22 protein-coding genes and 1 pseudogene are annotated in these 22,482 nt (G+C 73.1%); 12 read left to right on the top strand and 11 right to left on the bottom strand.

The features are described 5' to 3' along the window. A pseudogene (locus PLJ28_RS01725) lies at nt 1-248 on the top strand (DoxX family protein); the annotation flags it as partial. Between the two features lie 28 nt (nt 249-276). Here the strand turns inward: PLJ28_RS01725 and PLJ28_RS01720 are convergent. From PLJ28_RS01720 to PLJ28_RS01710, 3 genes are all read right to left on the bottom strand, one after another. Continuing rightward, a complete protein-coding gene (locus PLJ28_RS01720) occupies nt 277-921 on the bottom strand; it encodes a GOLPH3/VPS74 family protein (protein ID WP_298045122.1) in 645 nt (214 codons plus the stop codon). Nucleotides 922-1,039: 118 nt separating this feature from the next. After that, nucleotides 1,040-1,531 carry a transcription elongation factor GreA gene (greA, locus tag PLJ28_RS01715; protein WP_183523792.1) on the bottom strand — a complete coding sequence of 164 codons (492 nt, stop codon included), beginning with the start codon at nt 1,529-1,531 and terminating at the stop codon, nt 1,040-1,042. Between the two features lie 285 nt (nt 1,532-1,816). Continuing rightward, nucleotides 1,817-2,281 (bottom strand): DUF4307 domain-containing protein, encoded by a 465-nt coding sequence (locus PLJ28_RS01710; RefSeq protein ID WP_183523795.1) that lies wholly within the window; start codon nt 2,279-2,281, stop codon nt 1,817-1,819. 126 nt (nt 2,282-2,407) lie between these two features. On the opposite strand from PLJ28_RS01710, the gene mca reads away from it, so the two are divergent. The 3 genes from mca (at nt 2,408) to PLJ28_RS01695 (ending at nt 6,320) form a co-directional block, all read left to right on the top strand. Beyond that, complete coding sequence (mca, locus tag PLJ28_RS01705) at nt 2,408-3,481, top strand: mycothiol conjugate amidase Mca (RefSeq protein ID WP_183523810.1); 1,074 nt, start codon at nt 2,408-2,410, stop codon at nt 3,479-3,481. A gap of 129 nt (nt 3,482-3,610) precedes the next feature. Further along, the gene (locus PLJ28_RS01700; RefSeq protein ID WP_502877075.1) at nt 3,611-3,970 is read left to right on the top strand and encodes a hypothetical protein; all 360 of its coding nucleotides are present in this window, start codon (nt 3,611-3,613) and stop codon (nt 3,968-3,970) included. 61 nt (nt 3,971-4,031) lie between these two features. Continuing rightward, the gene (locus PLJ28_RS01695) at nt 4,032-6,320 is read left to right on the top strand and encodes a thioredoxin domain-containing protein (protein WP_183523813.1); all 2,289 of its coding nucleotides are present in this window, start codon (nt 4,032-4,034) and stop codon (nt 6,318-6,320) included. 37 nt (nt 6,321-6,357) lie between these two features. Here the strand turns inward: PLJ28_RS01695 and trhA are convergent, their stop codons facing one another. Further along, nucleotides 6,358-7,095 (bottom strand): PAQR family membrane homeostasis protein TrhA, encoded by a 738-nt coding sequence (gene trhA / locus PLJ28_RS01690; protein WP_370577160.1) that lies wholly within the window; start codon nt 7,093-7,095, stop codon nt 6,358-6,360. Nucleotides 7,096-7,214: 119 nt separating this feature from the next. Between trhA and PLJ28_RS01685 the strand changes: the two genes are divergently transcribed. Beyond that, on the top strand, nt 7,215-7,988 hold the full coding sequence (locus PLJ28_RS01685) for an isoprenyl transferase (RefSeq protein WP_010142945.1): 774 nt from the start codon (nt 7,215-7,217) through the stop codon (nt 7,986-7,988). Between the two features lie 356 nt (nt 7,989-8,344). Continuing rightward, on the top strand, nt 8,345-9,643 hold the full coding sequence (gene phoH2, locus PLJ28_RS01680) for an RNA 5'-3' helicase PhoH2 (RefSeq protein ID WP_298043281.1): 1,299 nt from the start codon (nt 8,345-8,347) through the stop codon (nt 9,641-9,643). A 313-nt stretch (nt 9,644-9,956) separates the two neighbouring features. Here phoH2 and PLJ28_RS01675 read toward each other — a convergent pair whose 3' ends face one another. Continuing rightward, on the bottom strand, nt 9,957-10,601 hold the full coding sequence (locus PLJ28_RS01675) for a rhomboid family intramembrane serine protease (RefSeq protein WP_298043271.1): 645 nt from the start codon (nt 10,599-10,601) through the stop codon (nt 9,957-9,959). A gap of 97 nt (nt 10,602-10,698) precedes the next feature. Between PLJ28_RS01675 and PLJ28_RS01670 the strand changes: the two genes are divergently transcribed. Both PLJ28_RS01670 and PLJ28_RS01665 read left to right on the top strand, forming a co-directional pair. After that, complete coding sequence (locus PLJ28_RS01670; protein ID WP_183523825.1) at nt 10,699-11,205, top strand: prepilin peptidase; 507 nt, start codon at nt 10,699-10,701, stop codon at nt 11,203-11,205. A 38-nt stretch (nt 11,206-11,243) separates the two neighbouring features. Next, on the top strand, nt 11,244-11,756 hold the full coding sequence (locus PLJ28_RS01665; protein WP_183523829.1) for an NUDIX hydrolase: 513 nt from the start codon (nt 11,244-11,246) through the stop codon (nt 11,754-11,756). A gap of 37 nt (nt 11,757-11,793) precedes the next feature. Here the strand turns inward: PLJ28_RS01665 and PLJ28_RS01660 are convergent, their stop codons facing one another. The 3 genes from PLJ28_RS01660 to PLJ28_RS01650 all read right to left on the bottom strand — a co-directional run bounded on the left by PLJ28_RS01660 (nt 11,794) and on the right by PLJ28_RS01650 (nt 15,133). Next, on the bottom strand, nt 11,794-13,227 hold the full coding sequence (locus PLJ28_RS01660; protein WP_183523832.1) for a class II fumarate hydratase: 1,434 nt from the start codon (nt 13,225-13,227) through the stop codon (nt 11,794-11,796). An 11-nt stretch (nt 13,228-13,238) separates the two neighbouring features. Continuing rightward, nucleotides 13,239-13,919 carry an ABC transporter ATP-binding protein gene (locus PLJ28_RS01655; protein ID WP_183523835.1) on the bottom strand — a complete coding sequence of 227 codons (681 nt, stop codon included), beginning with the start codon at nt 13,917-13,919 and terminating at the stop codon, nt 13,239-13,241. An 83-nt stretch (nt 13,920-14,002) separates the two neighbouring features. Beyond that, complete coding sequence (locus PLJ28_RS01650; RefSeq protein WP_324589852.1) at nt 14,003-15,133, bottom strand: ABC transporter permease; 1,131 nt, start codon at nt 15,131-15,133, stop codon at nt 14,003-14,005. 174 nt (nt 15,134-15,307) lie between these two features. Here PLJ28_RS01650 and PLJ28_RS01645 point away from each other — a divergent pair, with 174 nt between their 5' ends. Next, on the top strand, nt 15,308-16,633 hold the full coding sequence (locus PLJ28_RS01645; RefSeq protein WP_298043268.1) for a sensor histidine kinase: 1,326 nt from the start codon (nt 15,308-15,310) through the stop codon (nt 16,631-16,633). After that, on the top strand, nt 16,630-17,307 hold the full coding sequence (locus PLJ28_RS01640) for a response regulator transcription factor (protein WP_183523840.1): 678 nt from the start codon (nt 16,630-16,632) through the stop codon (nt 17,305-17,307). The genes PLJ28_RS01645 and PLJ28_RS01640 overlap by 4 nt, the downstream gene beginning before the upstream one ends. A 31-nt stretch (nt 17,308-17,338) precedes the next feature. On the opposite strand, the gene PLJ28_RS01635 is transcribed toward PLJ28_RS01640, so the two are convergent. Together PLJ28_RS01635 and PLJ28_RS01630 are read right to left on the bottom strand one after the other, a co-directional pair. Then, nucleotides 17,339-17,974 carry a carbonic anhydrase gene (locus tag PLJ28_RS01635; protein ID WP_183523843.1) on the bottom strand — a complete coding sequence of 212 codons (636 nt, stop codon included), beginning with the start codon at nt 17,972-17,974 and terminating at the stop codon, nt 17,339-17,341. After that, nucleotides 17,971-18,564, bottom strand: a complete 594-nt coding sequence (locus PLJ28_RS01630) for a DUF4245 domain-containing protein (protein ID WP_183523846.1) — start codon at nt 18,562-18,564, stop codon at nt 17,971-17,973. The genes PLJ28_RS01635 and PLJ28_RS01630 overlap by 4 nt, the downstream gene beginning before the upstream one ends. A 158-nt stretch (nt 18,565-18,722) precedes the next feature. Between PLJ28_RS01630 and glpX the strand changes: the two genes are divergently transcribed. Next, complete coding sequence (glpX, locus tag PLJ28_RS01625) at nt 18,723-19,745, top strand: class II fructose-bisphosphatase (protein ID WP_298043278.1); 1,023 nt, start codon at nt 18,723-18,725, stop codon at nt 19,743-19,745. Between the two features lie 132 nt (nt 19,746-19,877). Here glpX and manA read toward each other — a convergent pair whose 3' ends face one another. Then, nucleotides 19,878-21,191, bottom strand: coding sequence for a mannose-6-phosphate isomerase, class I (gene manA, locus PLJ28_RS01620; RefSeq protein WP_324589851.1), 1,314 nt, complete (start codon nt 21,189-21,191; stop codon nt 19,878-19,880). Between the two features lie 74 nt (nt 21,192-21,265). On the opposite strand from manA, the gene lhgD reads away from it, so the two are divergent. Beyond that, nucleotides 21,266-22,480, top strand: a complete 1,215-nt coding sequence (gene lhgD / locus PLJ28_RS01615; protein ID WP_298043261.1) for an L-2-hydroxyglutarate dehydrogenase — start codon at nt 21,266-21,268, stop codon at nt 22,478-22,480. Nucleotides 22,481-22,482 lie beyond the last annotated feature (2 nt).

Below are 22,482 nucleotides of genomic sequence, written 5' to 3'. Positions count from 1 at the left end.
GCCTGGAGTACCCCGCGGTGCTCGGCCTGGCCGCCACGGCCTTCGCGGTCGGCGGTGCCGGGCGGGTGTCCCTGGACGCGGCGACCGGCCACGTCCTGGACCGGCCCTGGATGCGGGCGGCCGCCGTCGCGGCCATCCCCGTGGCCATCGGCGTCCAGGTCTACCGCCGCCACCAGGCGCTGGCCGCGGAGGGGACGCCGGAACCGGCCGTCACGCCCGTGGAAGAGGGCTCCACGGATCCGGCCTGAGCGGTCAGGCGGCGTCGGGGCGACCGGCTCAGGCCGCGCCGGCCGCGGTCACGGCGACCGTGGTGGAGGCCGGGATGGTGCCCACCCTCCGCTGCAGGGCCGCCACGGCGGGATTATCCTGGGAGACGGCCACGATGCGTCGTGCCAGCCCGCGGCGGTCCAGGTCGCCGCGGGCCGGGCCGAGCAGGCCGTAGGCGAGGTTCAGGGCCTTGAGGATGCCGAGCTCGGTCCCGTCGGCCCGGGTGGCCTCACGGGTCCCGGCCAGGACCTCGCCGAGCCGCTGGCGCAGGGCGATCTCCGGTGCCGGGCTGGTGATGACGTAGTGAGGGGCGCGGAACCGGCGGGGGACCTCCTGCACGATGCCCTGCCGGGCCAGCGCGTGCCCCACGGCCCGCTCCGGATCCAGCGCCGGGCTGGCCAGCAGCGCGGAGATCCTCTTCCCGGACAACCGGTCCAGGGCGGGCAGCGAGGCGTCCAGCACGGGATCCCCGGTGGTGCCGGCCCGCACCACCGCGACCCGGGGGTCCCGGCCCTGGCCGACGTCGATGACCCCGGCCTCGGCCAGGTCCGTCAGCAGGGCCGCGACGAGCCCGTGGCGGCGGTATCGCGAGACCCTCTCGGCGGCCCCGTTGTCCTTGGTCAGCAGCAGGAAGGTCTCTTCGACGATGAGCATGACCCCAACCTAGCAACAACGACGGCGGCGCACCGGTGCGAAACCGGTGCGCCGCCGTCGTGGTCCGTCCGTGCCCCGGGCCCTGGGCAGGGCCCGGCCGGGGCCGTCTCGGGGTGGCTCAGCCCTGGTAGGGCTTCGCGGAGACGATCTCCACGGTGATGTCCCTGCCGTTCGGGGCCGAGTAGGAGAGCGAGTCGCCCACCTTGGCGCCCTGGATGGCCTCACCGAGGGGGGAACGCTCGGAGTAGACGGTGATCGAGTCCTTGTCATCGGCGATCTCGCGGTTGCCGAACAGGAAGGTCTCCACGTCGCCGGCGATCTTCGCCTCGACGACCATGCCGGGCTCCACCACGCCGTTGTCGGCCGGGGCGGCGCCGATCACCGCGGTCTCGAGGAGGTACTTGAGCTCCTGGATGCGGCCCTCGTTCTTGGACTGCTCCTCGCGGGCGGCGTGGTAGCCCCCGTTCTCCTTGAGGTCACCCTCCTCGCGGGCCTGCTCGATGCGGTCGATGATCTCCTGGCGGCCGGGACCGGAGATATGGTCCAGCTCCTGCTTCAGGCGGTCGTAGGCCTCCTGGGTCAGCCAGGGAGCGCTGTCGGTGTTGCTCATGGACGCGTCTTCTCCTTCGGGTCGGTCGACTGGGCGGACGGGCCGGGACGACCGGGACCGCACAGTGCTTCCGGTGCATGGCGCTGTGCTGCGAGTGCAGCCCGGGTGGCATCCATGCAAGAACCCCGCCGGAGGAGCCTTCACGGACCGGAATCCGTACGGGCCCCGTCAGGCGGGGTCGAGAACCAATGCGGTCCACTCTAACGGATCTGCTTCACATCCGTCACGCCCGTCGTGATCAGCGTCTCAGTTCGTCACGGAGTCCGGTCGCTCCGGACGCGCGGCTCAGGGCTCGCCGATCCAGCAGGAGTTGACCCCGCCGTTGACGCCGAGCTCGTCGGTGCGCAGGGTGACGTCGTAGTACCGGGTCCGGTCCGAGGGCAGGCCGCTGCCGGTCTCGTCCTCGGGCCCGATCACCACGGTGCGCCATCCCACCACCGCGTACTGCTCCGACAGGACCTGGACGGCGCACTCCACGGTGTCCTCGGGGTCCTTGGTGAGCTGGAAGGTCACCGAGGCCCGGGTGGGGGAGGAGATCTCGAACCCCACGTCCTTCCAGTCCAGGGTCCGGCTGGTGGCCGAGACGGTGAGCCAGGCCACCACGCCGACCGCGAGGACCAGTGCCGCCGCCGCGACCCAGCGGCCCCAACGGGTCCAGAAGGTCGGGCCGGTGCGCTGGGAGCGCCCATACCGGTTCGCTAGGCTGTCCCTCGGCGCTTGGTCCGCCGAGGCCTGGGGTGAGGGATCCATATCGCTCCATGGTATCCCGGCGACCCGAGGCTCCACCGACGTCCACCGGACCGTGCAGGTCCCCGATCATGCCGCCTCAGCACGCCCGCCGGGTGTGGGACGGGGCGGGAAAGCAGCCGAGGCCACGTGAGCAGTTCTTCCCTGATCGACCCGGACGGTACCGGCGCGCCGGAGTTCGGCGTCCCGGTGGGCCAGGCCGACTACGGAACGGTCGAGGCCGAGGCCTCGCACGCCGGTCCCGAGGCCCGCGGCGTCCCGGCCTCCCACGGCCTGCGCCTGATGGCGGTCCACGCCCACCCGGACGACGAGTCGTCGAAGGGCGCCGCGATGATGGCCGCCTACGAGGAGGCCGGGGCGGAGGTCATGGTGGTGACCTGCACCGGCGGCGAGCGGGGGGACCTGCTGAACCCCGCCTACGGGGACACCGTGCGACTGGACCGCGACATCACCGGGGTGCGCCGTGCCGAGATGGACGAGGCCGGCGCGGCCCTGGGGATCGAGCACCGGTGGCTCGGGTTCATGGACTCCGGGCTGCCCGAGGGTGACCCGCTGCCGCCGTTGCCCTTCGGCTGTTTCGCCACCGTCCCCCTGGACCGGGCCACGGCGCCGCTGGTGCGCGTGATCCGGGAGTTCCGGCCCCACGTGCTGATCAGCTACGACGAGATCGGCGGCTACCCGCACCCGGACCACATCAAGTCCCACGAGATCACGGTGGAGGCCTACCGGGCCGCGGGCGACCCGGAGCGGTTTCCCGGGCTGGGCGAGCCGTGGACCCCGTCCAAGCTCTACTACGACCGCGCGTTCAACCCGGACAAGTACCGGGCCCTGCACGAGGCCTACCTGGCCGCGGGCGAGGAGTCCCCGTTCACGGAGCGGATGGCGTGGTACGAGAAGCTGCTGGCGGAGGAGCGGGACGAGCGTGAGGCGGCCGCTGCCGAGGAGCAGGAGGCGCAGTCCGGTCCGGCCCGGTTCCGCATCACCGACCACCGGGTCACCACGCAGATCGACGTGGCCGACTACCTCGAGCGGCGCGATGCCGCCCTGCGGGCGCACCGGACCCAGGTGGACCCGACCGGTCACTTCTTCGCCGCTCCCAATTCCCTGCTGCGCCGGACCTGGCCGTGGGAGGACTACGTCCTGATCGACTCCCGGGTGGAGACCACCCTGCCGGAGACCGACCTGTTCACCGGCCTGCGCTGAGGCCGGTCCCCGCCGTCGGCCGGGGGCGGGCGGCCACCGGTAGAATGGTCGACCGTGATCGCCTTCCCGCCCCTTCTCCTGTCCGCCTCCGCCGTCCCGGGTGACGGTGATACGGCCGTCGGACAGCCGATGCCGGGCGTGCCCGAACCGACCCTGAAGCCGGGGCTGGACCAGACCGAGGTCACCCCGGGCATCGAGGGCTTCCTGTTCACGGCGCTGATGGTGGCCATGGCCATCGTGGTCATCCGGCTCATGGTCCGCTCCATCCGCCGGGTGCAGTACCGTTCCGGCCAGGCCGAGGACATGCTCGTGAACCGCTACCAGGGCTACCTCCCGGAGGACGTGCGCCACCCGGAGGAGGACCTCGACGTCGACCGGCGCTCCGGCTCCGACATCGACATCCAGCGGGCCCGGTTGCAGAAGAAGTATCCCGGATACCTCGACGGCCCGGCGCCGGAACCGAAGGCACCGGACTCCGGCCGGGACTGAGCGGCCACGGAGCGTCGGGGCAGGCTGGAGGGACGGGGATCGCCCGCCCTACCGTGGGGCCATGGCCAACCAGCTCGCCGATGCGACCAGCCCCTACCTGCTCCAGCACGCCGGCAACCCGGTGGACTGGCGGCCCTGGGGGCCCGCGGCCTTCGCCGAGGCCGCCCGCCGGGACGTCCCGGTCTTCGTCTCGGTCGGCTACGCGGCCTGCCACTGGTGCCACGTCATGGCGCACGAGTCCTTCGAGGACGAGGACACCGCCCGTGAGCTGAACGCCCGCTTCGTGGCGGTCAAGGTGGACCGGGAGGAACACCCGGACGTGGACGAGGCGTACATGACCGCGACCCAGCTGCTGACCGGTCAGGGCGGCTGGCCGATGAGCGTGTTCACCACCCCGGACGGGCGCCCCTTCCACGCGGGCACCTACTATCCGCCCACGCCCCGCCACCACGGCGGGGGAGGGCGTACGCCGTCCTTCCGCCAGGTCCTGGACGCGGTGCACGCCGCCTGGACGCACCGCCGGGGTGAGGTCGAGCAGGCGGCGGCCGCCCTGGCCGCCGGGGTGGGCCGGCAGTCCACGGCGCTGGCCGCCGTCGTGGTCGGGGCGGAGCAGGCCCCGGCGGAGACCGACGCCGGACCGGAACCGTTCTCCGGTGCCGTCAGCGAGGCGATCGCGCAGCTGGCACGCCTGGAGGACGCCGGGCACGGCGGTTTCGGCCCCGGGGCGCCCAAGTTCCCGCCCAGTCCCGCCCTGGGTTTCCTGCTGCAGGCGGCCGCCACGGGACCCCGACCCGCCCGGGCGCAGGCGTGGGCCCTGACCGCACGCACCCTGGCCGTGATGGGCACCTCGTCCCTGGCGGACCCGGTCTCCGGGGGATTCGCCCGCTACGCCACGGACCAGACCTGGGCGCTGCCCCACTTCGAGAAGATGCTCTACGACAACGCCCAACTGCTGCGCTGGTACGCCCGCTGGGCGGTGCTCGGGGACCACCTGGACCACCTGGCGCCGCTGGACCCGCGCCATCCGGCCCTCGCCCGCCGCCTCGCCCTGGGCACGGCGTCCTGGCTCGCGGAGCAGATGACCACCGCCTCCGGGGCGTTCGCCGCCAGCCTGGACGCGGACACCGTGGTGGACGGCCACCCCGTGGAGGGGGCGACCTACACGTGGACGCCCGCAGAGCTGCGTGCGGCCCTGGCCGCGGAGGCTCCCGAGGCCGGTCCCGCCGAGGTGGGGCACCTGGCGGAGGTCCTGGCCGGGGTGCCCGTGGAGCCCGGCACCGCGGCGTTGACCCTGCACGCCGGCCGGTTGCTCACGGAGGCCGAACAGGACCTGTGGGACCGGGCCCTGCCCGGGCTGCGGCGGCGGGTGGCGTCCCGGCCGCAACCGGCACGGGACGGCAAGGAGGTGGCGGCCTGGAACGGGATGACCGTCACCGCCCTGGCCGAGGCGTGGGCGCTGCTCGGAGAGGACCGGCTGCTGGACCAGGCGCTCGCCGCCGGGGAGGCAATCTGGCGGGTGCACTGCCGGCCGCTGGCCGTCGCGGCGGCGGGGGCGGGCGGCGAGGCGCCACGGGGAGCCGACGGCACCGCGCGCGGTCCCGCCCACGTGCTGCGCTCGGCACTCGACGGCCGGCCCGGCCCGGCCGCCGGGACGCTCGCCGACCACGCCCAGGCGGCCGGGGCCTTCATCGCGCTCTACCGCTCCACCGGCCGCCGGCGCTGGAAGGTGCGGGCACGGACGGTAGTGGATGCCGTCGTCGGGACCCTGGTGGTCCGGACCGACCACGGGCCGGCCCTGCTGGCGGCCCCGGCCGGGGACGCCGTCCTGGCCGCGGCGCAGGGCGGCCCCTCCTTCGCCTCCCCGCTGGACGGCGCCGAGCCGTCCGCCCTGGGGGCCTGGGCCGAGGTGCTGCTGCAGTGGCACGTGCTGGCCCCGGTCCACGCCGGGACCCTGCCGGCCGGGGGAGCCCGGGCGTGGGCGGAGCGGCTGCTCGCACACCTGGCCCGGCTGGGGGCGCAGGCCCCGCTGGAGACCGCCACGGTCCTGCGGCTGGCGGCCCGGCACGGTGCGGTCGAGGACCTCCTGGTGGCCACCGGGGGCGCCGCCGAGGACCGGCGACGGGCCCTGGCCTGGGCGATCGTCCGCGGTGTGGTCGGTGTCCAGGCGTCTCCCGAGCCGGCCACCGGTCCCGATGTCGCGGCGGACCCGGACGACGTCACCGCCGGGCGGGGCTCTCGCGACGGCGGAACGGCCCTCTACCTGTGCCACGGGACGTTGTGCCACGCCCCCGTGGACGGTACCGACGCCCTGGACCGGCTGGCCGGCCGGGGGCCGGCCCCGGACGCGTGAGGCCCGGATATGGGCGGCCCGGCGGCGGGCGGCGGGATCAGGCCTGCAGCACCGCGACCATGATGGCGACGTAGTGACAGGCGAAGCCGCCGATGGTGAAGGCGTGGAACAGCTCGTGGAAGCCGAACCACTCGCGGTGGAGGTTCGGCCGCTTGAGGGCGTAGAACACGGCGCCGATGATGTAGCAGGCCCCGCCCGCGCAGACCAGGACGGCGGCCACCGCGTCGGCGGCGAAGAAGTCCGCGATGAACAGCAGGGCCGCCAGCCCGAGCAGGACGTAGACCGGGGTGTAGAGCCAGCGCGGCGCCGCGGTCCAGAACACCCGGAACGCCACGCCCGCCACGGCCCCGACCCAGACACAGCCCAGCAGCAGCGTGGCCTTGCCCGGGGGCAGCAGGGCGATGGACAGGGGCGTGTAGGTGCCGGCGATGACCAGCATGATGTTCGTGTGGTCCAGTCGCTTGAGCACCAGGGCCACCCTCGGCGTCCACTGCACCAGGTGGTAGACCGCCGAGACCGCGAACAGCATCAGCCCGGTGAGGGCGTACACCGCGCTGGCCCACGTCAGGCCGGGGGTGGGCGCCAGGACGACCAGGACGATGCCGGCCGCCAGGACCAGGGGAACCATCGCGGCGTGCAGGTGGCCCCGCATCCGCGGCTTGAAGTCGGGGTGGTCGGGATCCGTCACGCGCTCCATGCGCCAGCGACGGCGCGGTGAGGACTGCTCGGCCAGGCCCGGGGCACCGGCCGAGGGGTCGGCGACGGGGTGCTGCATCATTACCCCAGAGTAGTCCGGCCGTCTGGGGAGGAGCTGGGTCGCGCCCGGGGTTCGCTACCGTAGACCCCAGCAGGAGCGCCGGCACGGGGCGCGCCGCGGCCGGAAGGTGGGGGACCATGGTGGGACCGAACGTGGTCTACAGCATCTATGAGCGGGTCATCGCCTCGAGCCTGGACCCGGAGCGGCTGCCGCGGCACATCGGCGTGGTCCTGGACGGCAACCGCCGCTGGGCCAAGGCCTCGGGGGCCACCACGGCGGACGGCCACCAGGCCGGTGCGGAGAAGATCCACGAGTTCCTGGGCTGGTGCGACGAGCTGGGCATCAAGGTCGTGACGCTGTACATGCTCTCCACGGACAACATGAATCGCCCCCCGGACGAGCTGGAACAGCTGGTCGGCATCATCGGCAACACCCTGGCGCGGCTGGCCGACGGCCTGGAGAACGGCCACCGGGTCCGCGTGCAGGCCGTCGGCGCGCCCGACCTGCTCCCCGAGGGCCTGGCGGAGACGCTGGAGGACCTGCAGGCCCGCACGGCGGACGCCGAGGGGGTGCACGTGAACGTCGCGGTGGGCTACGGCGGCCGCCGGGAGATCGTGGACGCGGTCAAGGAGCTGCTGTTGGAGGCCGACGCCGCCGGCCGCAGTGCCGCGGACGTGGCCGCGGAGCTCACGGACGAGCAGATCTCCGACCGCCTCTACACCCGTGGCCAGCCGGACCCCGACCTGGTGATCCGCACCTCGGGCGAGCAGCGCCTCTCCGGGTTCCTGATGTGGCAGTCCGCCTACTCGGAGTTCTACTTCTGCGAGGCCCTGTGGCCGGACTTCCGCCGGGTGGACTTCATCCGCGCCCTGCGGGACTTCGCCTCCCGGCAGCGCCGCTTCGGGTCCTGACCACGCCGGCCCCGACGCGGGGCCGTGACCCGTTGGCGATACCTTCACCGAAAGTTAATCACGTCACCTGGCGCTTTCTCCTCCCGCACCCCGGCGCGCGGTCCTACGGTGGGGGTATCAGTCGCCGACGGGCACGGATCGAGTCGATCCGCACCCGGCGGATTGATCGGAAAGGCCAGGCCGTATGCCGTCACTCCCGACAGCACGCAGCGGGGGGCCGTTCCGGCCCCCGGCCGGTCCGCCCCACCCCGCCCCTCGATCATCGGGGCGCGTGCCCCGGTCTGGAGTCCGACGTGGATAACCTGTCTACCGCCCTGGCCGCCACCACCCCGGAGGCCACCCAGCCCGCACCACGGATGAGCGTGGGGGAGCGGTCCTACCTGCTCGACACCTCCGTGCTCCTGTCCGATCCGCGGGCGATCCTGCGCTTCGCCGAGCACGAGGTGATCCTGCCGATCGTGGTGATCTCGGAACTGGAGAAGAAGCGGGACGACCCGGACCTGGGGTACTTCGCGCGCAAGGCGCTGCGGCTGCTGGACGAGCTGCGGATCGAGCACGGATCGCTGAACCGCCCGGTGCCCCTGGGCACGGAGGGCGGGTCACTGCGGGTGGAGCTGAACCACATCTCCGTGGACGTGCTGCCCCACGGGTTCCGGTCCACCGAGAACGACGCCCGCATCCTGGCGGTGGCCAAGAACTTCGCCGACGAGGGGCGCGACGTCACGGTGGTCTCCAAGGACCTGCCGATGCGCGTCAAGGCCTCGGCCATGGGACTCCAGGCCGACGAGTACCGCAACGAGCTCGTCCGCGACTCCGGCTGGACCGGCACGGCCGAGGTCAGGGCCACCGAGGAGGAGGTCAACGCCCTCTACGCGGGCGACCCGGTGGCGGTGGCAGAGGCGGCCGAGCTGCCGGTGAACACCGGACTGGTGATCACCTCGCCGCGCGGCTCCGCCCTGGGCCGGGTGGACCAGCACCGCAACACCCAGGTGGTCCGTGGGGACCGGGACGTGTTCGGCCTGCACGGCCGCTCCGCGGAGCAGCGCCTGGCCATCGACCTGCTCCTCGACCCCACCGTCGGCATCGTGTCCCTGGGCGGCCGGGCCGGTACCGGCAAGTCGGCGCTGGCACTCTGCGCCGGACTGGACGCGGTGATGGAACGCCGCGAGCACCGCAAGGTGGTGGTCTTCCGCCCGCTCTACGCCGTCGGGGGGCAGGAACTGGGGTACCTGCCCGGTTCGGAGTCCGAGAAGATGAACCCCTGGGCCCAGGCCGTGTTCGACACCCTGGGAGCCCTGGTCTCCACCGAGGTCCTGGACGAGGTGGTCGACCGGGGGATGCTGGAGGTCCTGCCGCTCACCCACATCCGCGGCCGGTCCCTGCACGATTCCTGGGTGATCGTGGACGAGGCGCAGTCCCTGGAGAAGAACGTGCTGCTGACGGTGATGAGCCGCATGGGACAGAACTCCAAGATTGTGCTCACCCACGACATCGCACAGCGGGACAACCTGCGGGTGGGCCGGCATGACGGCATCGCGGCCGTCGTCGAGACCCTCAAGGGGCACCCGTTGTTCGGCCACGTCACGCTGAACCGGTCGGAGCGCTCGCCGATCGCCGCCCTCGTGACCGAACTGCTGGAGGACGCCTCCATCTGAGGGAGGGCGCACCAGACGGGCGAAAGAAAGAGGGGCCGCTGCACGAGGTGCAGCGGCCCCCTGGCGGATCGGGCCGGTCCCCGCGGAGGGGGGGATGGGGGAACCGGGGCGAATCCACCGTTGACCATGGCCCCGTGAAACGGGATGAGAGGCCATGGAGCCGGAGGCTTCCGTCGGTGCACTTATCACTGAGTCGGTATCACACGGATGGAAGCGGTTTCAGCATACCTGCCACCGGCGCGAATGACTACCACTTGGGAGAAGTTGACACCAGCGACCTTCGGGCAGGATTTGCCGGGCATGGCCCCGGTCGTCACCACTCCTGCAGGGCGCGCCGCTGCCGCAGGTCCCGGTGGGCCTGGCGGGTGTCCGCGAAGGCCACCACCACGCCCGCCGCCGCGCCGGCCAGGTGGCCCTCCCAGGAGACGCGCGGATTGAGGGGCAGGAAGCCCCACACGAAGCCGCCGTAGAGCAGGACCGTGACCACGGCGCCCAGGATCGCCGAGAACCGCCGGGACAGCACGCCGTAGGTGACCAGGAAGGCCGCGTAACCGTAGACCACGAGCGAGGCGCCGATGTGGTTGGTGCCGGTCCCGCCGATCACCCAGGTGAACAGCCCGCCGAGCAGCCAGACGCCGGCCGTGATCAGCCACCACCGGTGCGTGATCCACGCGATCATGACGCCCAGGACCAGCAGCGGGACGGTGTTCGAGATCAGGTGCCCGAACCCGGAGTGCAACAGGGGGGCGAAGAGGATGCCGCTCATGCCACCGGGTTCCAGCGGCTGGATGCCGAACTGGTTGAGCCGGCCGCCGGCGAACAGGTCGATGAACTCCAGGACCCACATCAGCGCCACCAGGACGGCCACGGGGACCGTCCGCTGGACCCACTCCGGCCAGGAGCGGTAGGTCGTCACGGGGGAGGGGCTGGTGCTGGGGCGGTCCAGGGGGCCGGGCATGGGCCCAGTCTAGGCGGCGGCCACGGCCCACCGTCGCCGTCCACAGCGTCGGTGCGTCCGGCCCGGGGCCGTCGCCGGGGGTCCTAGGCTGGGGTCCATGCCGAATGTACTGGTCGAGGCGGCCCGGGACGGGAACTGGTTGCTGGTGGCCTGTGCGGTGGCGGCGCTGGCACTGTTCGCGGTGTGCGCGGTCGTGCTCACCGTGACGGACCTGCGCGAGCACCGGCTGCCCAACCAGTGGACCGGGGTGCTGGCCGCCGGAGGCGGGGTCATCCTGGGCCTGGGGTGCCTGGCCAGCGACACCGGGTGGACCCGGTTCTGGGGAATGCTCGGGGGCGGCGCCGTCTACCTCGCGCTCATGCTCGTCCTGCACCTGCTCAGCCGGACCGGCATGGGCATGGGCGACGTCAAGCTCGGCGGCGCACTCGGCTTGTACGCCGGGTGGCTGGGCTGGGACCACCTGTTCGGGGCGATCGTCGTCGCCTTCGTCGTGGGGGGACTGGTGGCCCTGGTCCTCGTCGCCGCCCGGCGGGCCACCGGGTCCACCCACCTGCCGTTCGGTCCGGCCATGCTGGCCGGCACCGCCGTCGCGCTGCTGGCGTGACCGGCGCCCGTCCCGCGCCCGGGTTGTAGCGTGGGTCCATGCCCACTCCCGAGTTCATCCTGGCCCTGCGCGAGAAGATCGGCCGCGACTCGCTGTGGCTGCCCGGCTGCAAGGCCGTGGTGCTGCGCCCGGCCGCCCGCGGGGAGGCCCGGGAGGCCGGTCCGACGGGGGACGAGCGCGAGGTGCTCCTGGTCAAGCGCGCGGACAACGGCCGGTGGACGCTGCCGGCCGGGATCATCGAGCCCGGTGAGGAGCCGGCGGCCACCGCCGTGCGGGAGACCCTGGAGGAGACCGGGGTGCGGTGCGCGCCGCGGCGTCTGGCCGGCGTCGGGACCACCACCGAGGTGACGTACCCGAACGGGGACCGCGCCCAGTACCTGGACGTGGTGATGCTGATGGACTACGTCTCCGGCGAGGCACGGGTGGGCGACGAGGAGAACACCGACGTCGGCTGGTTCCGGCTCGGCGCGCTCCCGGACCTGCCCCCGTTGCACGCACGCGCCCTGGGCTGGGCGCTCGAGGAGACGCCGGAGGCCCGGTTCCTGCCCTGACGGGCGGGGAACCGGGCCTCCGGGCGGGCCGGGAGGATCAGGCCGGGTGGGTCATGGACATGGTGTCCAGGGCCGCGTCCAGCTGCTCCTCGGTGACCTCGCCGCGCTCCACGTAGCCCAGGTCGACGACGGCCTCGCGCACGGTCATCTTCTGCGCCACGGAGTGCTTGGCGATCTTGGCGGCGGCCTCGTAGCCGATGACCTTGTTCAGCGGAGTGACGATGGACGGGGAGGCCCCGGCCAGGAAGCTGCAGCGCTCCTCGTTGGCCTCGATGCCGTCGATCATCTTGTCCGCCATCACGCGGGAGGTGTTGGCCAGCAGGCGGATGGACTCGAGCAGGTTGGCGGCCATCACCGGGATGCCGACGTTGAGCTCGAAGGCGCCGTTGGTGGAGGACAGGGACACCGTGGTGTCGTTGCCGATCACCTGGGCGCAGACCATGATGGCGGCCTCGCAGATCACGGGGTTGACCTTGCCCGGCATGATCGAGGAACCCGGCTGCAGGTCCGGGATGGCGATCTCGCCCAGGCCGGTGTTCGGCCCGGAGCCCATCCAGCGCAGGTCGTTGTTGATCTTCATGAACGAGTACGCGATGTTGCGCAGCTGGCCGGAGGCCTCGACCAGGCCGTCGCGGTTCGCCTGGGCCTCGAAGTGGTTGCGCGCCTCGGTGATCGGCAGGCCGGTCTCCTCGGCGAGCAGCTCGATCACGCGGGCGGAGAAGCCCTTCGGGGTGTTGATGCCGGTGCCCACGGCGGTGCCGCCCAGGGGGACCTCGGCCACGCGGGGCAGGGAGGCGTCGATGCGCTCGATGCCATAGCGGACCTGGGCGGCGTAGCCGCCGAACTCCTGGCCAAGGGTCACCGGGGTGGCGTCCATCAGGTGGGTGCGGCCGGCCTTGACGATGCCCTCGAAGGCCTGGGCCTTGCGCTCCAGGGACGCCGCGAGGTGCTCCAGGGCGGGCTTGAGGTCATTGATCAGGGCGCCGGTGACGGCGACGTGCACCGAGGTCGGGAAGACGTCGTTGGAGGACTGGGAGGCGTTGACGTGGTCGTTCGGGTGGACCTCGGTGTCCGAGCCGGCGGACTTCAGCGCCTGCGTGGCCAGGTTGGCCAGCACCTCGTTGGTGTTCATGTTCGAGGAGGTGCCGGAGCCGGTCTGGAAGACGTCGATCGGGTAGTGCGCGTCGTGCTTGCCGGAGATCACCTCGTCCGCGGCGGCCACGATCGCGTCCCGGCGTTCCTCGGAGATCACGCCGAGCTCGGCGTTGGCCTTCGCCGCGGCCTTCTTGACCTGGGCCAGGGCGTGGATGTGCGCCGGCTCGAGGGTCTTGCCGGAGATCGGGAAGTTCTCCACGGCCCGCTGGGTCTGGGCACGGTACAGGGCATTGACGGGGACCTTGACCTCGCCCATGGTGTCGTGCTCGATGCGGAACTGCTGTTCGGAAGAGTGCTGAGAAGACTGATCGGTCATGGTTCCCCACTTTAGACCGTCGCGTGTTCGGCCAGCCGCCCATCACGCAGGGTGACCACCCGGTCCGCCACGGGGACGAACTCCAGGTCGTGGGTCACCACCACGGTGGCCAGGGACCGCTCCCGGGTGAGGTCCCGGAGCAGGTCCATCACCTCGCCGGAGCGCTCGTGGTCCAGGGCCGAGGTCGGTTCGTCCACCAGCAGCACGGACGGGGTGCCCATCAGGGCGCGGGCGATGTTCACCCGTTGACGCTGGCCCCCGGACAACTGGTGGGGGCGGCGGCCGGCGGCCGAGCTCATCCCGACGGCGGCCAGCGCCTCCCGGGCCGCTACCCGCAGGTCCCGAGGCCGGGCCCCGCGCAGCACCCCGACCAGCTGCAGCTGCTCCAGGGCGGTCAGGGACGGCAGGAGCCGGGGCTGCTGGAAGACCACCCCGATGTGCTCCAGCCGCAGCCGGGCCCGCTCGGCCCGGCTGGCCCCGGTGACCTCCGTCCCGCCGACGCGGACGGTGCCCGCCGTCGGGGTGATGAGGGCCCCGGCCACCGCCAGCAGGGATGACTTACCGGACCCGGACGGGCCGACCAGGGCGAGCATCTGCCCGGCGGGGACGGACAGGTCCACCGCGTCCAGGGCGTCGAGGGTCCCGTCCTCGCCGTCGGGATAGGTCAGGGTGACGCGTGACAGGTGCAGCATGGGGGTTCCTCCTGGGGGGTCGGGGCTTCGGGGCCTGAGGGCTTCGGGACGTGCGGATGGGGCCAGAGGCGCGTTCGCGCGGGTCAGCTGCCGCCGAGCGCGACCAGGGGATCGACCCGGCACGACCGCCAGACCGCCGCCACCGAGGCGGCCAGGCCCAGGCCGAGGGTGAGGGCGACGGGCAGGACGACGGCGCCGGCGTCGAGCTGCACGGGCACGGCCTGTCCGGCCAGCAGGAGGCCGGCGACACCCAGCACGGCCCCGGCGGAGGCGCCGCAGAGCAGGACGACCGACGCCTGGGCGAGGGCGTCGCGGACCACCCATCCCGTGGTGGCGCCGAGGGCCTTGAGCACCGCGATGTCCCGCGTGCGCTGCAGGGTGAACACGGCCATGAAGGCGGCGATCACCAGGGCGGAGATCCCGTAGAGGAAGGCCTGCATCATCACCAGGGACCCGTTCTCCGAGGAGTAGGACGGCAGGGCCGAGAGTGACTCCCTGAGGTCCGTGGCCACCGTGGCGGTCCGCTCGGCCGCCACCGGTGCTTGGCCGGCGTCCGCATCGGTCCCGGCGACCAGGACGGTGGCCGCTCCCTGCCCGGCGTGGGTGAGTGAGGACCAGGTCGTCAGGGGCAGCCAGACGACGGGCGTGTGCGAGTACCACTGGTCCTCGGTGACCTCGGCGACGGGAACCTCCCGGCCGTTGACGGAGATCCCGTCACCGGGGCCGACGCCGAGCTGCCCGGCCGCGCTCGCGCTGATCCGGGCCCCGCCGCCGAGCTCCCCCGGGGCGAGCCGGGAGCCCGGTTCCAGGCCCACCAGAGTCACGGACGTCACGGCGGTTCCGGAGTCGGCCCGGGCCTGGCCGATCCCGACCGGCTCCGCCCACCGCACCCGGTCATCGTCCCGCCACGCGGCCAGCTGGCCCGCGTCCACGGTCGAGGCGGTGAAGCTGGTCTCCACGTCGTCCGCGCTCGCGGCGTGGGCGGCGCCGAAGACCACCGTGACCTCCACCGGCTCCGCACCGGCCGCCGTCGTCCCGGCCTCGTCCCAGGCCAGCACGGCGGAGACGTTCTGGTGGGCCAGGCCGTTGGTCAGCGCGGTGAGGAACACCAGCAGCAGGGTGATCAGGGCGACCACCGCGCCCATCAGGGAGAACCGTCCGGCGCAGAACCGGACATCGCGCAGGGACAGGAACAGCGGGGACGTGACGGACACGGAGGCACTCCTTGACGGGTCGGACGGACCGGGTCCGGCCGCCGACCGGCCGGGACTGGTCCCAGCCTTCCGCGGCACCGGGCCCGGCACATCGACCGTCCGGGCGGTCCGGGGTCAACCCTTCGGTTGAGTCCGGGCACCCGGGACCGCCCGGGCCCGGGCTAGCCTGCTCGGGTGGACACCGACGCTGACGCCCCGCCGGCCGGCACGCGCATTCCCGTGCTGCTGCGCACCATGCGGGTGGTGCTGCACGTGTCCGTGGCCGTGCTGCTGCTGATCGGGCTCATCCGGTCACTCGCACCCGCCCTCCGGACCGGGGACCACGGCGCCGCGTGGCTGACCGTGCTGCTGGCCGCACTGTTCGCGGCGGTCTACCTGGCCGGCACGATCGTGGAGAAACGACGCGCGGCCCGGGCCGACTGGGAGGCGGCGGACGGCGGGATCGCGGGGCGCGGCCGTGCGACGTGGCTGCTCCTGGTCACCGTGGCCTGGTGGGCGCTGCTGGCGGTGCACGTGGACTTCGCCTGGCTGGTGTTCCCGCTGTTCTTCCTGCACCTGCACCTGGTCGGCCGTCGCTCGCGGCCCGGTGCGCTCGTGCTGGTGCTGCTGCTGACGGGGAGCGTGCTGGCGGGGTTCCTGGCCCATCGCGGGACCCTCGACGTCGGGTCGGTCGTGGGGCCGGTCCTCGGTGCCGTGGTGGCCGTGGTGATGTCCGCCGCCTACGCCCTGTTCCTGGAGGAGGCCCGGATCCAGCGCCGCACGAGCGTGGAACTGCGCGCCGCCCAGGACCGGTTGGCCGCCTCCGAGCGCCAGGCCGGGGCGCTCGCCGAACGGGAACGCTGGGCCCGGGACCTGCACGACACCCTGGCCCAGGGACTGGCCTCCGTGGTGCTGCTCTCCCGCGCCGCCCTCGACCGGGACCCCGGTGGACCGCTCTCCGGGCGGTTGCGCCAGATCGAGCGGTCAGCGGCCGAGAACCTCGTCCAGGTCCGCGCCCTGGTGGAGCAGCGCGGGGCCGGCGACGACCTCGCGACGGTGCTCGCGGACGCCTGCCGGGCCGTCCAGGGAACGGCCCGGGCGGCCGGTTCTGGGCTCACCGTGACCTTCCGCGGTCCCGAGGACGGCGCCGCGCTGGGCGGGGACGTCGCCACCACCGTCCTCCGGGTGGCCCAGTCCGCACTGTCCAACGTCCTGCTGCACTCGGGAGCGGCGCACTGCGTGGTCACCCTGGCGGTCCATCCGCGCCTGGTGACCCTGGACGTCCACGACGACGGCCGCGGCCGGGGCGGGAACGCCGAGGGCTTCGGTATCCGGACGATGCGGGAGCGGGCGGAGGGACTTGGCGGGACCCTCACGGTGGAGGACGCCGACGAGGGCCCCGGGGGCGCGGTCGCGGGCCGGGGCACGGTGGTGGCGCTGGCCCTGCCGCTGCCGCCGCGGCCGACGCGGGGTGGCGACCGGGTCCGGGGCGGACGCGATCACGGCGAGGAGGGGGAATGAGCGGGGAGCGGCAGGCGGGCCCGCGGTCCGGGGAGCCGGTGCGGGTGCTGCTCGTGGACGACCACCCCGTGGTGCGGGCGGGCCTGCGCGCGGTCCTGGAGGCGGGCGGGACCCTGCAGGTGGTGGCCGAGGCAGCCACCGCCCGCCAGGCCCGGGACCTGGTGGACCGGCTGCGGGCCCGCGGGGAGGGGCCGGACGTCGTGGTGATGGACATCGAGCTGGGGGAGGGGCCCTCCGGGATCGAGGCGACCCGGCGGCTCGGCGGCGACCACCCGGAGGTGCCGGTGCTGATCGTCTCCACCTACGGTGCGGTGTCCGACGTCCAGGCGGCGCTGGCGGCCGGGGCGGCCGGCTACCTGCTCAAGGACGCCTCCGCGCAGGAGCTGCGGGACGCGGTCGGGAACGCCGCGGCCGGGACCTGGACCCTGCCGGCGGGACTGGCCCGGCGGGCACTGGGCGCGGGACCGGGAGCCGGGCCGTCGTTGAGCCCCCGGGAGATCGACATCCTCGAGCAGCTGGCGCGGGGACGGACGAACCGGGAGATCGCGGCCGGGCTGTTCATCTCCCAGGCCACCGTGAAGACCCATCTGAACCACGTGTTCCAGAAGCTCGGGGTCGGCAACCGCACCGAGGCGGTGACCGTGGCCCGTTCGCTGCACCTCATCCGCGGTTGAGGCCCCCGGGCCGCGGCCCGGGGGGACGGGCTCAGCCGGCGGCGGCGCCCTCGGCGGGCTCGAGGTCGCCGATGACCTTGACCTCGTTGGCGGTGCCCTCGGCCAGGGAGTAGGTCAGGCCCACGATCGCGGTGCGGCCCTGCTCCACGGCCCGGGCCACGGACATCGAGGACTCCACCAGCCGCTGGCAGGTCTGCACGGTGTGCTCGGCCACGGTGCCGTTCACGTCCTCGACCCCCTGGCGGCGGGCGGCGAAGACGGAGGGCATGATGCGCTCCACGAGGGAGCGCTGGAACCCGGCGGGCATCTCGCCGCTGGTGTAGGAGTCGACGGCGGCGGTGACGGCGCCGCAGCTGTCATGGCCCAGGACCACGATCAGGGGGGTGTTGAGCTCGTCGATGCTGAACTCCAGGGAGCCCAGCACGGCGTCGTCGATCACCTGCCCCGCGGTGCGGATGACGAACAGGTCGCCCAGGCCCAGGTCGAAGATGATCTCCGCGGCCAGCCGGGAGTCGGAGCAGCCGAAGAGCACGGCGATCGGGTCCTGCCCGCTCGCCAGGGAGGTTCGGCGGGCCGCGTCCTGGTTCGGGTGCCGGGACGTGCCGGAGACGAAACGCTCGTTGCCCTCGCGCATCAGTTCATAGGCGCGGGTGGGGGTCAGTGTCATGCTGCGTCCTCCTCGAGGTACTGCTGGATGGCTCCGGCCAGCGTATCCATGTCGGACAGCTCACCCGAACCCGTGACGATGATCGTGGTGCCGTCCAGCTCGGTCACCAGGTACGCGTCCCCGTCCGCGGGCTCGTGCAGGTCCCACGAGGTGCCGTCCACGGTGCGCGAGCCGGTCAGCGGTGCGTTGCGGATCTGCTGGGAGACCCAGGTGGGGTTCGCCTGGGCCGTCTGCTTGAACCCGGCGAACTCCTCCTCCGGCGTGAGGTAACCGGCCTCCCAGAACTCCACCCGGTCGGCGCCGGCACCGTTCCAGCGGGCGAAATTGGCCGTCCACCCCTCGGGCAGGCCCGGCGCGGCGGCGGTGAAGCCGGCGGTCGCCGTGGCCTGTTCGGCGGCGGCCCGGACATCGACGTCCCGGTCGTACGTCTGCTCCGTGGACCCGGGATTGAGCAGCACCACCAGCAACGCGATGCCCAGCGTGGCCAGCACGCTGATCACCATGGCACGGGCGGACTGGCCGGCCCGCTTCACCTGCTTCTGGGTCAGGCGGGGCTTGGCGGCGGCGGTCTCTGGCTCGGGGGAGGTCACCGGTCCATTCTGCCACCGCGCCGGACACTAGGATGAGTCCGCAAGACGTACCCTGCAGACGGAGACACACGGTGAGCACTGACCAGTCCGCGAACAACGAGGTTCCGGCCCAGAGGGTCACGGCCCAGAAGCCGGCAGAACAGCACGCTGACTACAACATGCTGAACCGCAACCTGGCGGTGTCCGGGACGGAGCCGGACCGCAACCTCGCGCTCGAGCTGGTGCGGGTCACCGAGGCGGCAGCCATCGCCGCCGGCCACTGGGTCGGCTACGGGGACAAGAACACCGCCGACGGCGCCGCCGTGGACGCCATGCGCGCCTTCATGGACACGGTCCGGATGAACGGCGTGGTCGTCATCGGCGAGGGCGAGAAGGACGAGGCGCCCATGCTCTTCAACGGCGAGCATGTCGGTGACGGCACCGGCCCCGAGGTCGACGTCGCCGTGGACCCCATCGACGGCACCCGCCTGACCGCCCTGGGCTACCCGAACGCGCTGTCCGTGTTCGCCGTCGCCGAGCGCGGTGCGATGTTCGACCCGTCCGCGGTGTTCTACATGGACAAGATGGTCGTGGGCCCCGAGGCCGCCGACTTCGTCGACCTGCGCCTGCCCATCAAGCAGAACATCCACCTGGTGTCCAAGGCCCTGAACAAGCCCGTCAGCCAGCTCAACGTGTGCGTGCTGGAGCGCCCGCGCCACGAGAAGCTCGTCGAGGAGATCCGCGCCGCCGGGGCCCGCGTGAAGTTCATCATGGACGGGGACGTGGCCGGCGGCATCGCCGCGGCCCGCCACGGCACCGACGTGGACATGCTGCTGGGCATCGGCGGCACCCCGGAGGGCATCATCACCGCGTGCGCCATCAAGGCCGTCGGCGGGGTCATCCAGGGCCGGCTGGCCCCGAAGGACGACGAGGAGCGCCAGAAGGCCATCGACGCCGGGCACGACCTCGACGCCGTGCTCACCACGGACGACCTGGTGAAGTCGGACAACTGCTACTTCGCCGCGACCGGCATCACCGACGGCGACCTGCTGCGCGGGGTGCGCTACTACAACGACCGCGTGGTGACGCAGTCCATGGTCATGCGCTCGAAGTCCGGCACCGTGCGCATCGTGGAGGCCGAGCACCAGGCCCGCAAGTGGGAGAAGTGGATCGACACGGAGGTCTCCCCGTCCCGGCGCTGACCCTCCCGCTCGACCGGCGGTCGGATTCGCCCCGTCCTGGACGGGCAGCCCCGTGTCCGGGGGACGGATCCGGCCGCCGGTCGTCGTCTCGGGGCCGGTCCGGCCGGCGGGCCGAGGCAGCGGTCGGCGCGCCTAGGGGAGGGTGACCGCGAACAGGGTCCCCGGTGTGGCCGCCGCCCCGTCCGCCGTCCTGGTTCCTGTCCCGGCCCCGGTCCCGTCCCCGGTCCCGTCCTGGGCGGCGTCCCGGTCGCCGGGCCGCACCACGGCCGGGTCCTCGGCCGCGCCGAGGAACACGGACTGCCCGGGAGTGAGCACGGCGCTGTCGTGACCGGAGTCGATGCGTACCGTCCCGGCCGTGCAGACCGCGATGACCGGTCCGTTGGCGGTCAGGGTCGCTCCGGTGGCCGCGGGCAGGTCCAGGCGCTCGAGCCGGAACTCCTCGAAGGGCGGGCGGAAGACCAGGCGGCCGGCGCCGTCGGCGTGCGGGGTGCAGTAGGGCACCGGCAGCGCCTCGAAGCGCACCACCCGGCGCAGTTCGTCCACGTCCACGTGCTTGGGCGTCAGTCCGCCGCGCAGCACGTTGTCCGAGGCCGCCATCACCTCCACGCCGAGCCCGTGCAGGTAGGCGTGCACGTTGCCGGCCGGCAGGTGGATGGCCTGTCCCGGGGCCAGGTCCACCCGGTTCAGCAGCACGGAGACCATCACCCCGGCATCGCCGGGGTAGTGCTCGCAGATCCCGACGGCGGTGGACAGGTTCAGGTCCTCCTCCAGCACGCGCGGGGCCCGGCGCAGGGCGGCGACGACGTCCTGGACCCAGGCGCCGGCGGTCCAGCCGCCCTCGGGGTCCAGCAGGGTGGAGAACGCCGCCTCCAGGTCACCGGCGCGCAGCGTGGCGGCCAGGGCCGCGGCCGCGGTGCCGGGGCCGGCGTCGGCGCCCTCGAAGTGCTCGGCCAGGGCCCCGGCGAGCCGGTCGAAGGACCGCGCGGCGTCCTCGGGGGAGCGGAAGCCGCACAGGGCGGTGAACGGGGTCAGCGCGAGCACCATCTCGGGCTTGTGGTTGTCATCGCGGTAGTTGCGGTGCGCCGCGGTGATCGGGATCCCGGCGGCCTGTTCGGCGGCGAACCCGGCGCGGGCCTGGTCCAGGGTGGGATGGGCCTGGATGGACAGCGGCCGGCCGGCCGCGAGCAGCTTCACCAGGTAGGGCAGCCGGCCGAACCGGGCGGCGTGCCCGAGCAGGGCCTGCGGGTCGCGGGCGATCAACTCGTCCAGGGGGACCGGCGTGGCCGAGGGGTCCGCGGCGGGCACGGCGCCGGAGGGGGCCCCGGGGTGGGCGCCCATCCACAGCTCGGCCTCCGGACGGCCCGAGGGGGTGCGTCCCTGCAGCTCGGCCAACAGGGTCGCGGAGCCCCAGGCATAGTCACGGATGGCATTGCGCAGCAGGAACATGGTGCCAGCCTATCCACCGGACACGCTCCGTTCACCGGGACGCCCCCGGTGGGGGCGCTGGATATCCTTCGTCCATGACCACCTTCGCCGTCATCGGTGCCGGCATCATCGGTGCCGCCGTCGCCCGGGAGCTGACTCGGCGGTTCCCGGACGACTCCGTGACCGTCCTCGACAAGGAGGGCCAGGCGGCCGCGCACCAGACCGGCCACAACTCCGGGGTGGTCCACGCCGGTCTCTACTACCAGCCCGGAAGCCTCAAGGCCCGGTTGTGCCGCCGGGGGACGACCCTGCTCCGTGACTACGCCCGGGAGCGGGGACTGCCGTACGAGGAGTGCGGGAAGCTCGTCGTGGCGTTGCGCGAGGACGAGGGGGAGCGGTTGCGCGCCATCCACGGCAGGGCGGTCGCCAACGGCGTGCCGGGCGTCCAGCTGGTCGGGCCGGACGGGATCCGTGAGATCGAGCCCCACGCCGTCGGGCGCCTGGCCCTGCACTCGCCGCAGACGGCCATCACCGACTACGCGGCCGTGACGCGGGCCCTCCTCGAGGACGTGCGCGCGGCCGGGGGAGCGGTCCGCCTGGGAGCGGAGGTCACCGGGCTGGCCAACCTCGAGGACCGCTGCGTGGTCACCACGCCGGAGGGCAGCAGGTGCTTCGACATCGTCATCGCCTGTGCGGGACTCCAGTCGGACCGGATCGCCGCCCTGGCCGGTGGTTCCGCCTATCCGAGGATCGTCCCGTTCTTCGGCCAGTACTCCCGGCTGGCCGCGGAACACCGCACCGTGCTCAACGGGTTGGTCTACCCCGTGCCTGATCCGGCCTATCCGTTCCTGGGGGTCCACCTGACCAAGCGCGTGGACGGCGAGATGCTCGTCGGGCCCAATGCCTTCCTGTCCCTCGGGCGCGAGAACTACTCCGGACACCGCGTGGGCCTGCGGGACACCCTGGACGTGGCCACCACCCCCGGATTCTGGAGGTTCGCCGGCCGCAACGTCCGGGCGGCCGTCCGGGAACTGGGCGCGGTGGCCTCCCGGACCAGGTTCCTCGCCGGAGCGGTCCGGTACGTGCCGTCCCTGGCGGGTGCAGTGTCCACGCCGGTGCCCCGCGGCATCCGTGCCCAGGCGATGGACCGGGACGGCACCCTGGTCGACGACTTCGTCATCGAGGGCATCGGCCGGACCACCCTCGTGCGCAACGCCCCCTCTCCCGGGGCCACCTCGTCCCTGGCGATCGCCGAGCACATCGTCTCCGACGTGACCCGCAGGCACCGGCTCGCCACCGCCGAGGCCTGACC

Source organism: Citricoccus sp. (assembly GCF_035445025.1).
In the GTDB taxonomy this organism is placed as follows: Bacteria; Actinomycetota; Actinomycetes; order Actinomycetales; family Micrococcaceae; genus Citricoccus.
The sequence above is the reverse complement of the archived record's forward strand: the minus strand, read 5'-3'. Positions and strand labels throughout refer to the sequence as shown.

Bases quoted from the DNA above. Each gene is read 5' to 3' on its own strand.
- PLJ28_RS01665 (WP_183523829.1), top strand. From the start codon at position 11,244: ATGCCCACTCCCGAGTTCATCCTGGCCCTGCGCGAGAAGATCGGCCGC.
- PLJ28_RS01720 (WP_298045122.1), bottom strand. From the start codon at position 921: ATGCTCATCGTCGAAGAGACCTTCCTGCTGCTGACCAAGGACAACGGG.
- PLJ28_RS01670 (WP_183523825.1), top strand. From the start codon at position 10,699: ATGCCGAATGTACTGGTCGAGGCGGCCCGGGACGGGAACTGGTTGCTG.
- PLJ28_RS01710 (WP_183523795.1), bottom strand. From the start codon at position 2,281: ATGGATCCCTCACCCCAGGCCTCGGCGGACCAAGCGCCGAGGGACAGC.
- PLJ28_RS01695 (WP_183523813.1), top strand. From the start codon at position 4,032: ATGGCCAACCAGCTCGCCGATGCGACCAGCCCCTACCTGCTCCAGCAC.
- glpX (WP_298043278.1), top strand. From the start codon at position 18,723: ATGCTGAACCGCAACCTGGCGGTGTCCGGGACGGAGCCGGACCGCAAC.
- PLJ28_RS01635 (WP_183523843.1), bottom strand. From the start codon at position 17,974: ATGACACTGACCCCCACCCGCGCCTATGAACTGATGCGCGAGGGCAAC.
- greA (WP_183523792.1), bottom strand. From the start codon at position 1,531: ATGAGCAACACCGACAGCGCTCCCTGGCTGACCCAGGAGGCCTACGAC.
- PLJ28_RS01655 (WP_183523835.1), bottom strand. From the start codon at position 13,919: ATGCTGCACCTGTCACGCGTCACCCTGACCTATCCCGACGGCGAGGAC.
- PLJ28_RS01660 (WP_183523832.1), bottom strand. From the start codon at position 13,227: ATGACCGATCAGTCTTCTCAGCACTCTTCCGAACAGCAGTTCCGCATC.
- PLJ28_RS01675 (WP_298043271.1), bottom strand. From the start codon at position 10,601: ATGCCCGGCCCCCTGGACCGCCCCAGCACCAGCCCCTCCCCCGTGACG.
- phoH2 (WP_298043281.1), top strand. From the start codon at position 8,345: ATGAGCGTGGGGGAGCGGTCCTACCTGCTCGACACCTCCGTGCTCCTG.
- trhA (WP_370577160.1), bottom strand. From the start codon at position 7,095: ATGCAGCACCCCGTCGCCGACCCCTCGGCCGGTGCCCCGGGCCTGGCC.
- PLJ28_RS01640 (WP_183523840.1), top strand. From the start codon at position 16,630: ATGAGCGGGGAGCGGCAGGCGGGCCCGCGGTCCGGGGAGCCGGTGCGG.
- PLJ28_RS01685 (WP_010142945.1), top strand. From the start codon at position 7,215: ATGGTGGGACCGAACGTGGTCTACAGCATCTATGAGCGGGTCATCGCC.
- lhgD (WP_298043261.1), top strand. From the start codon at position 21,266: ATGACCACCTTCGCCGTCATCGGTGCCGGCATCATCGGTGCCGCCGTC.
- manA (WP_324589851.1), bottom strand. From the start codon at position 21,191: ATGTTCCTGCTGCGCAATGCCATCCGTGACTATGCCTGGGGCTCCGCG.
- PLJ28_RS01700 (WP_502877075.1), top strand. From the start codon at position 3,611: ATGCCGGGCGTGCCCGAACCGACCCTGAAGCCGGGGCTGGACCAGACC.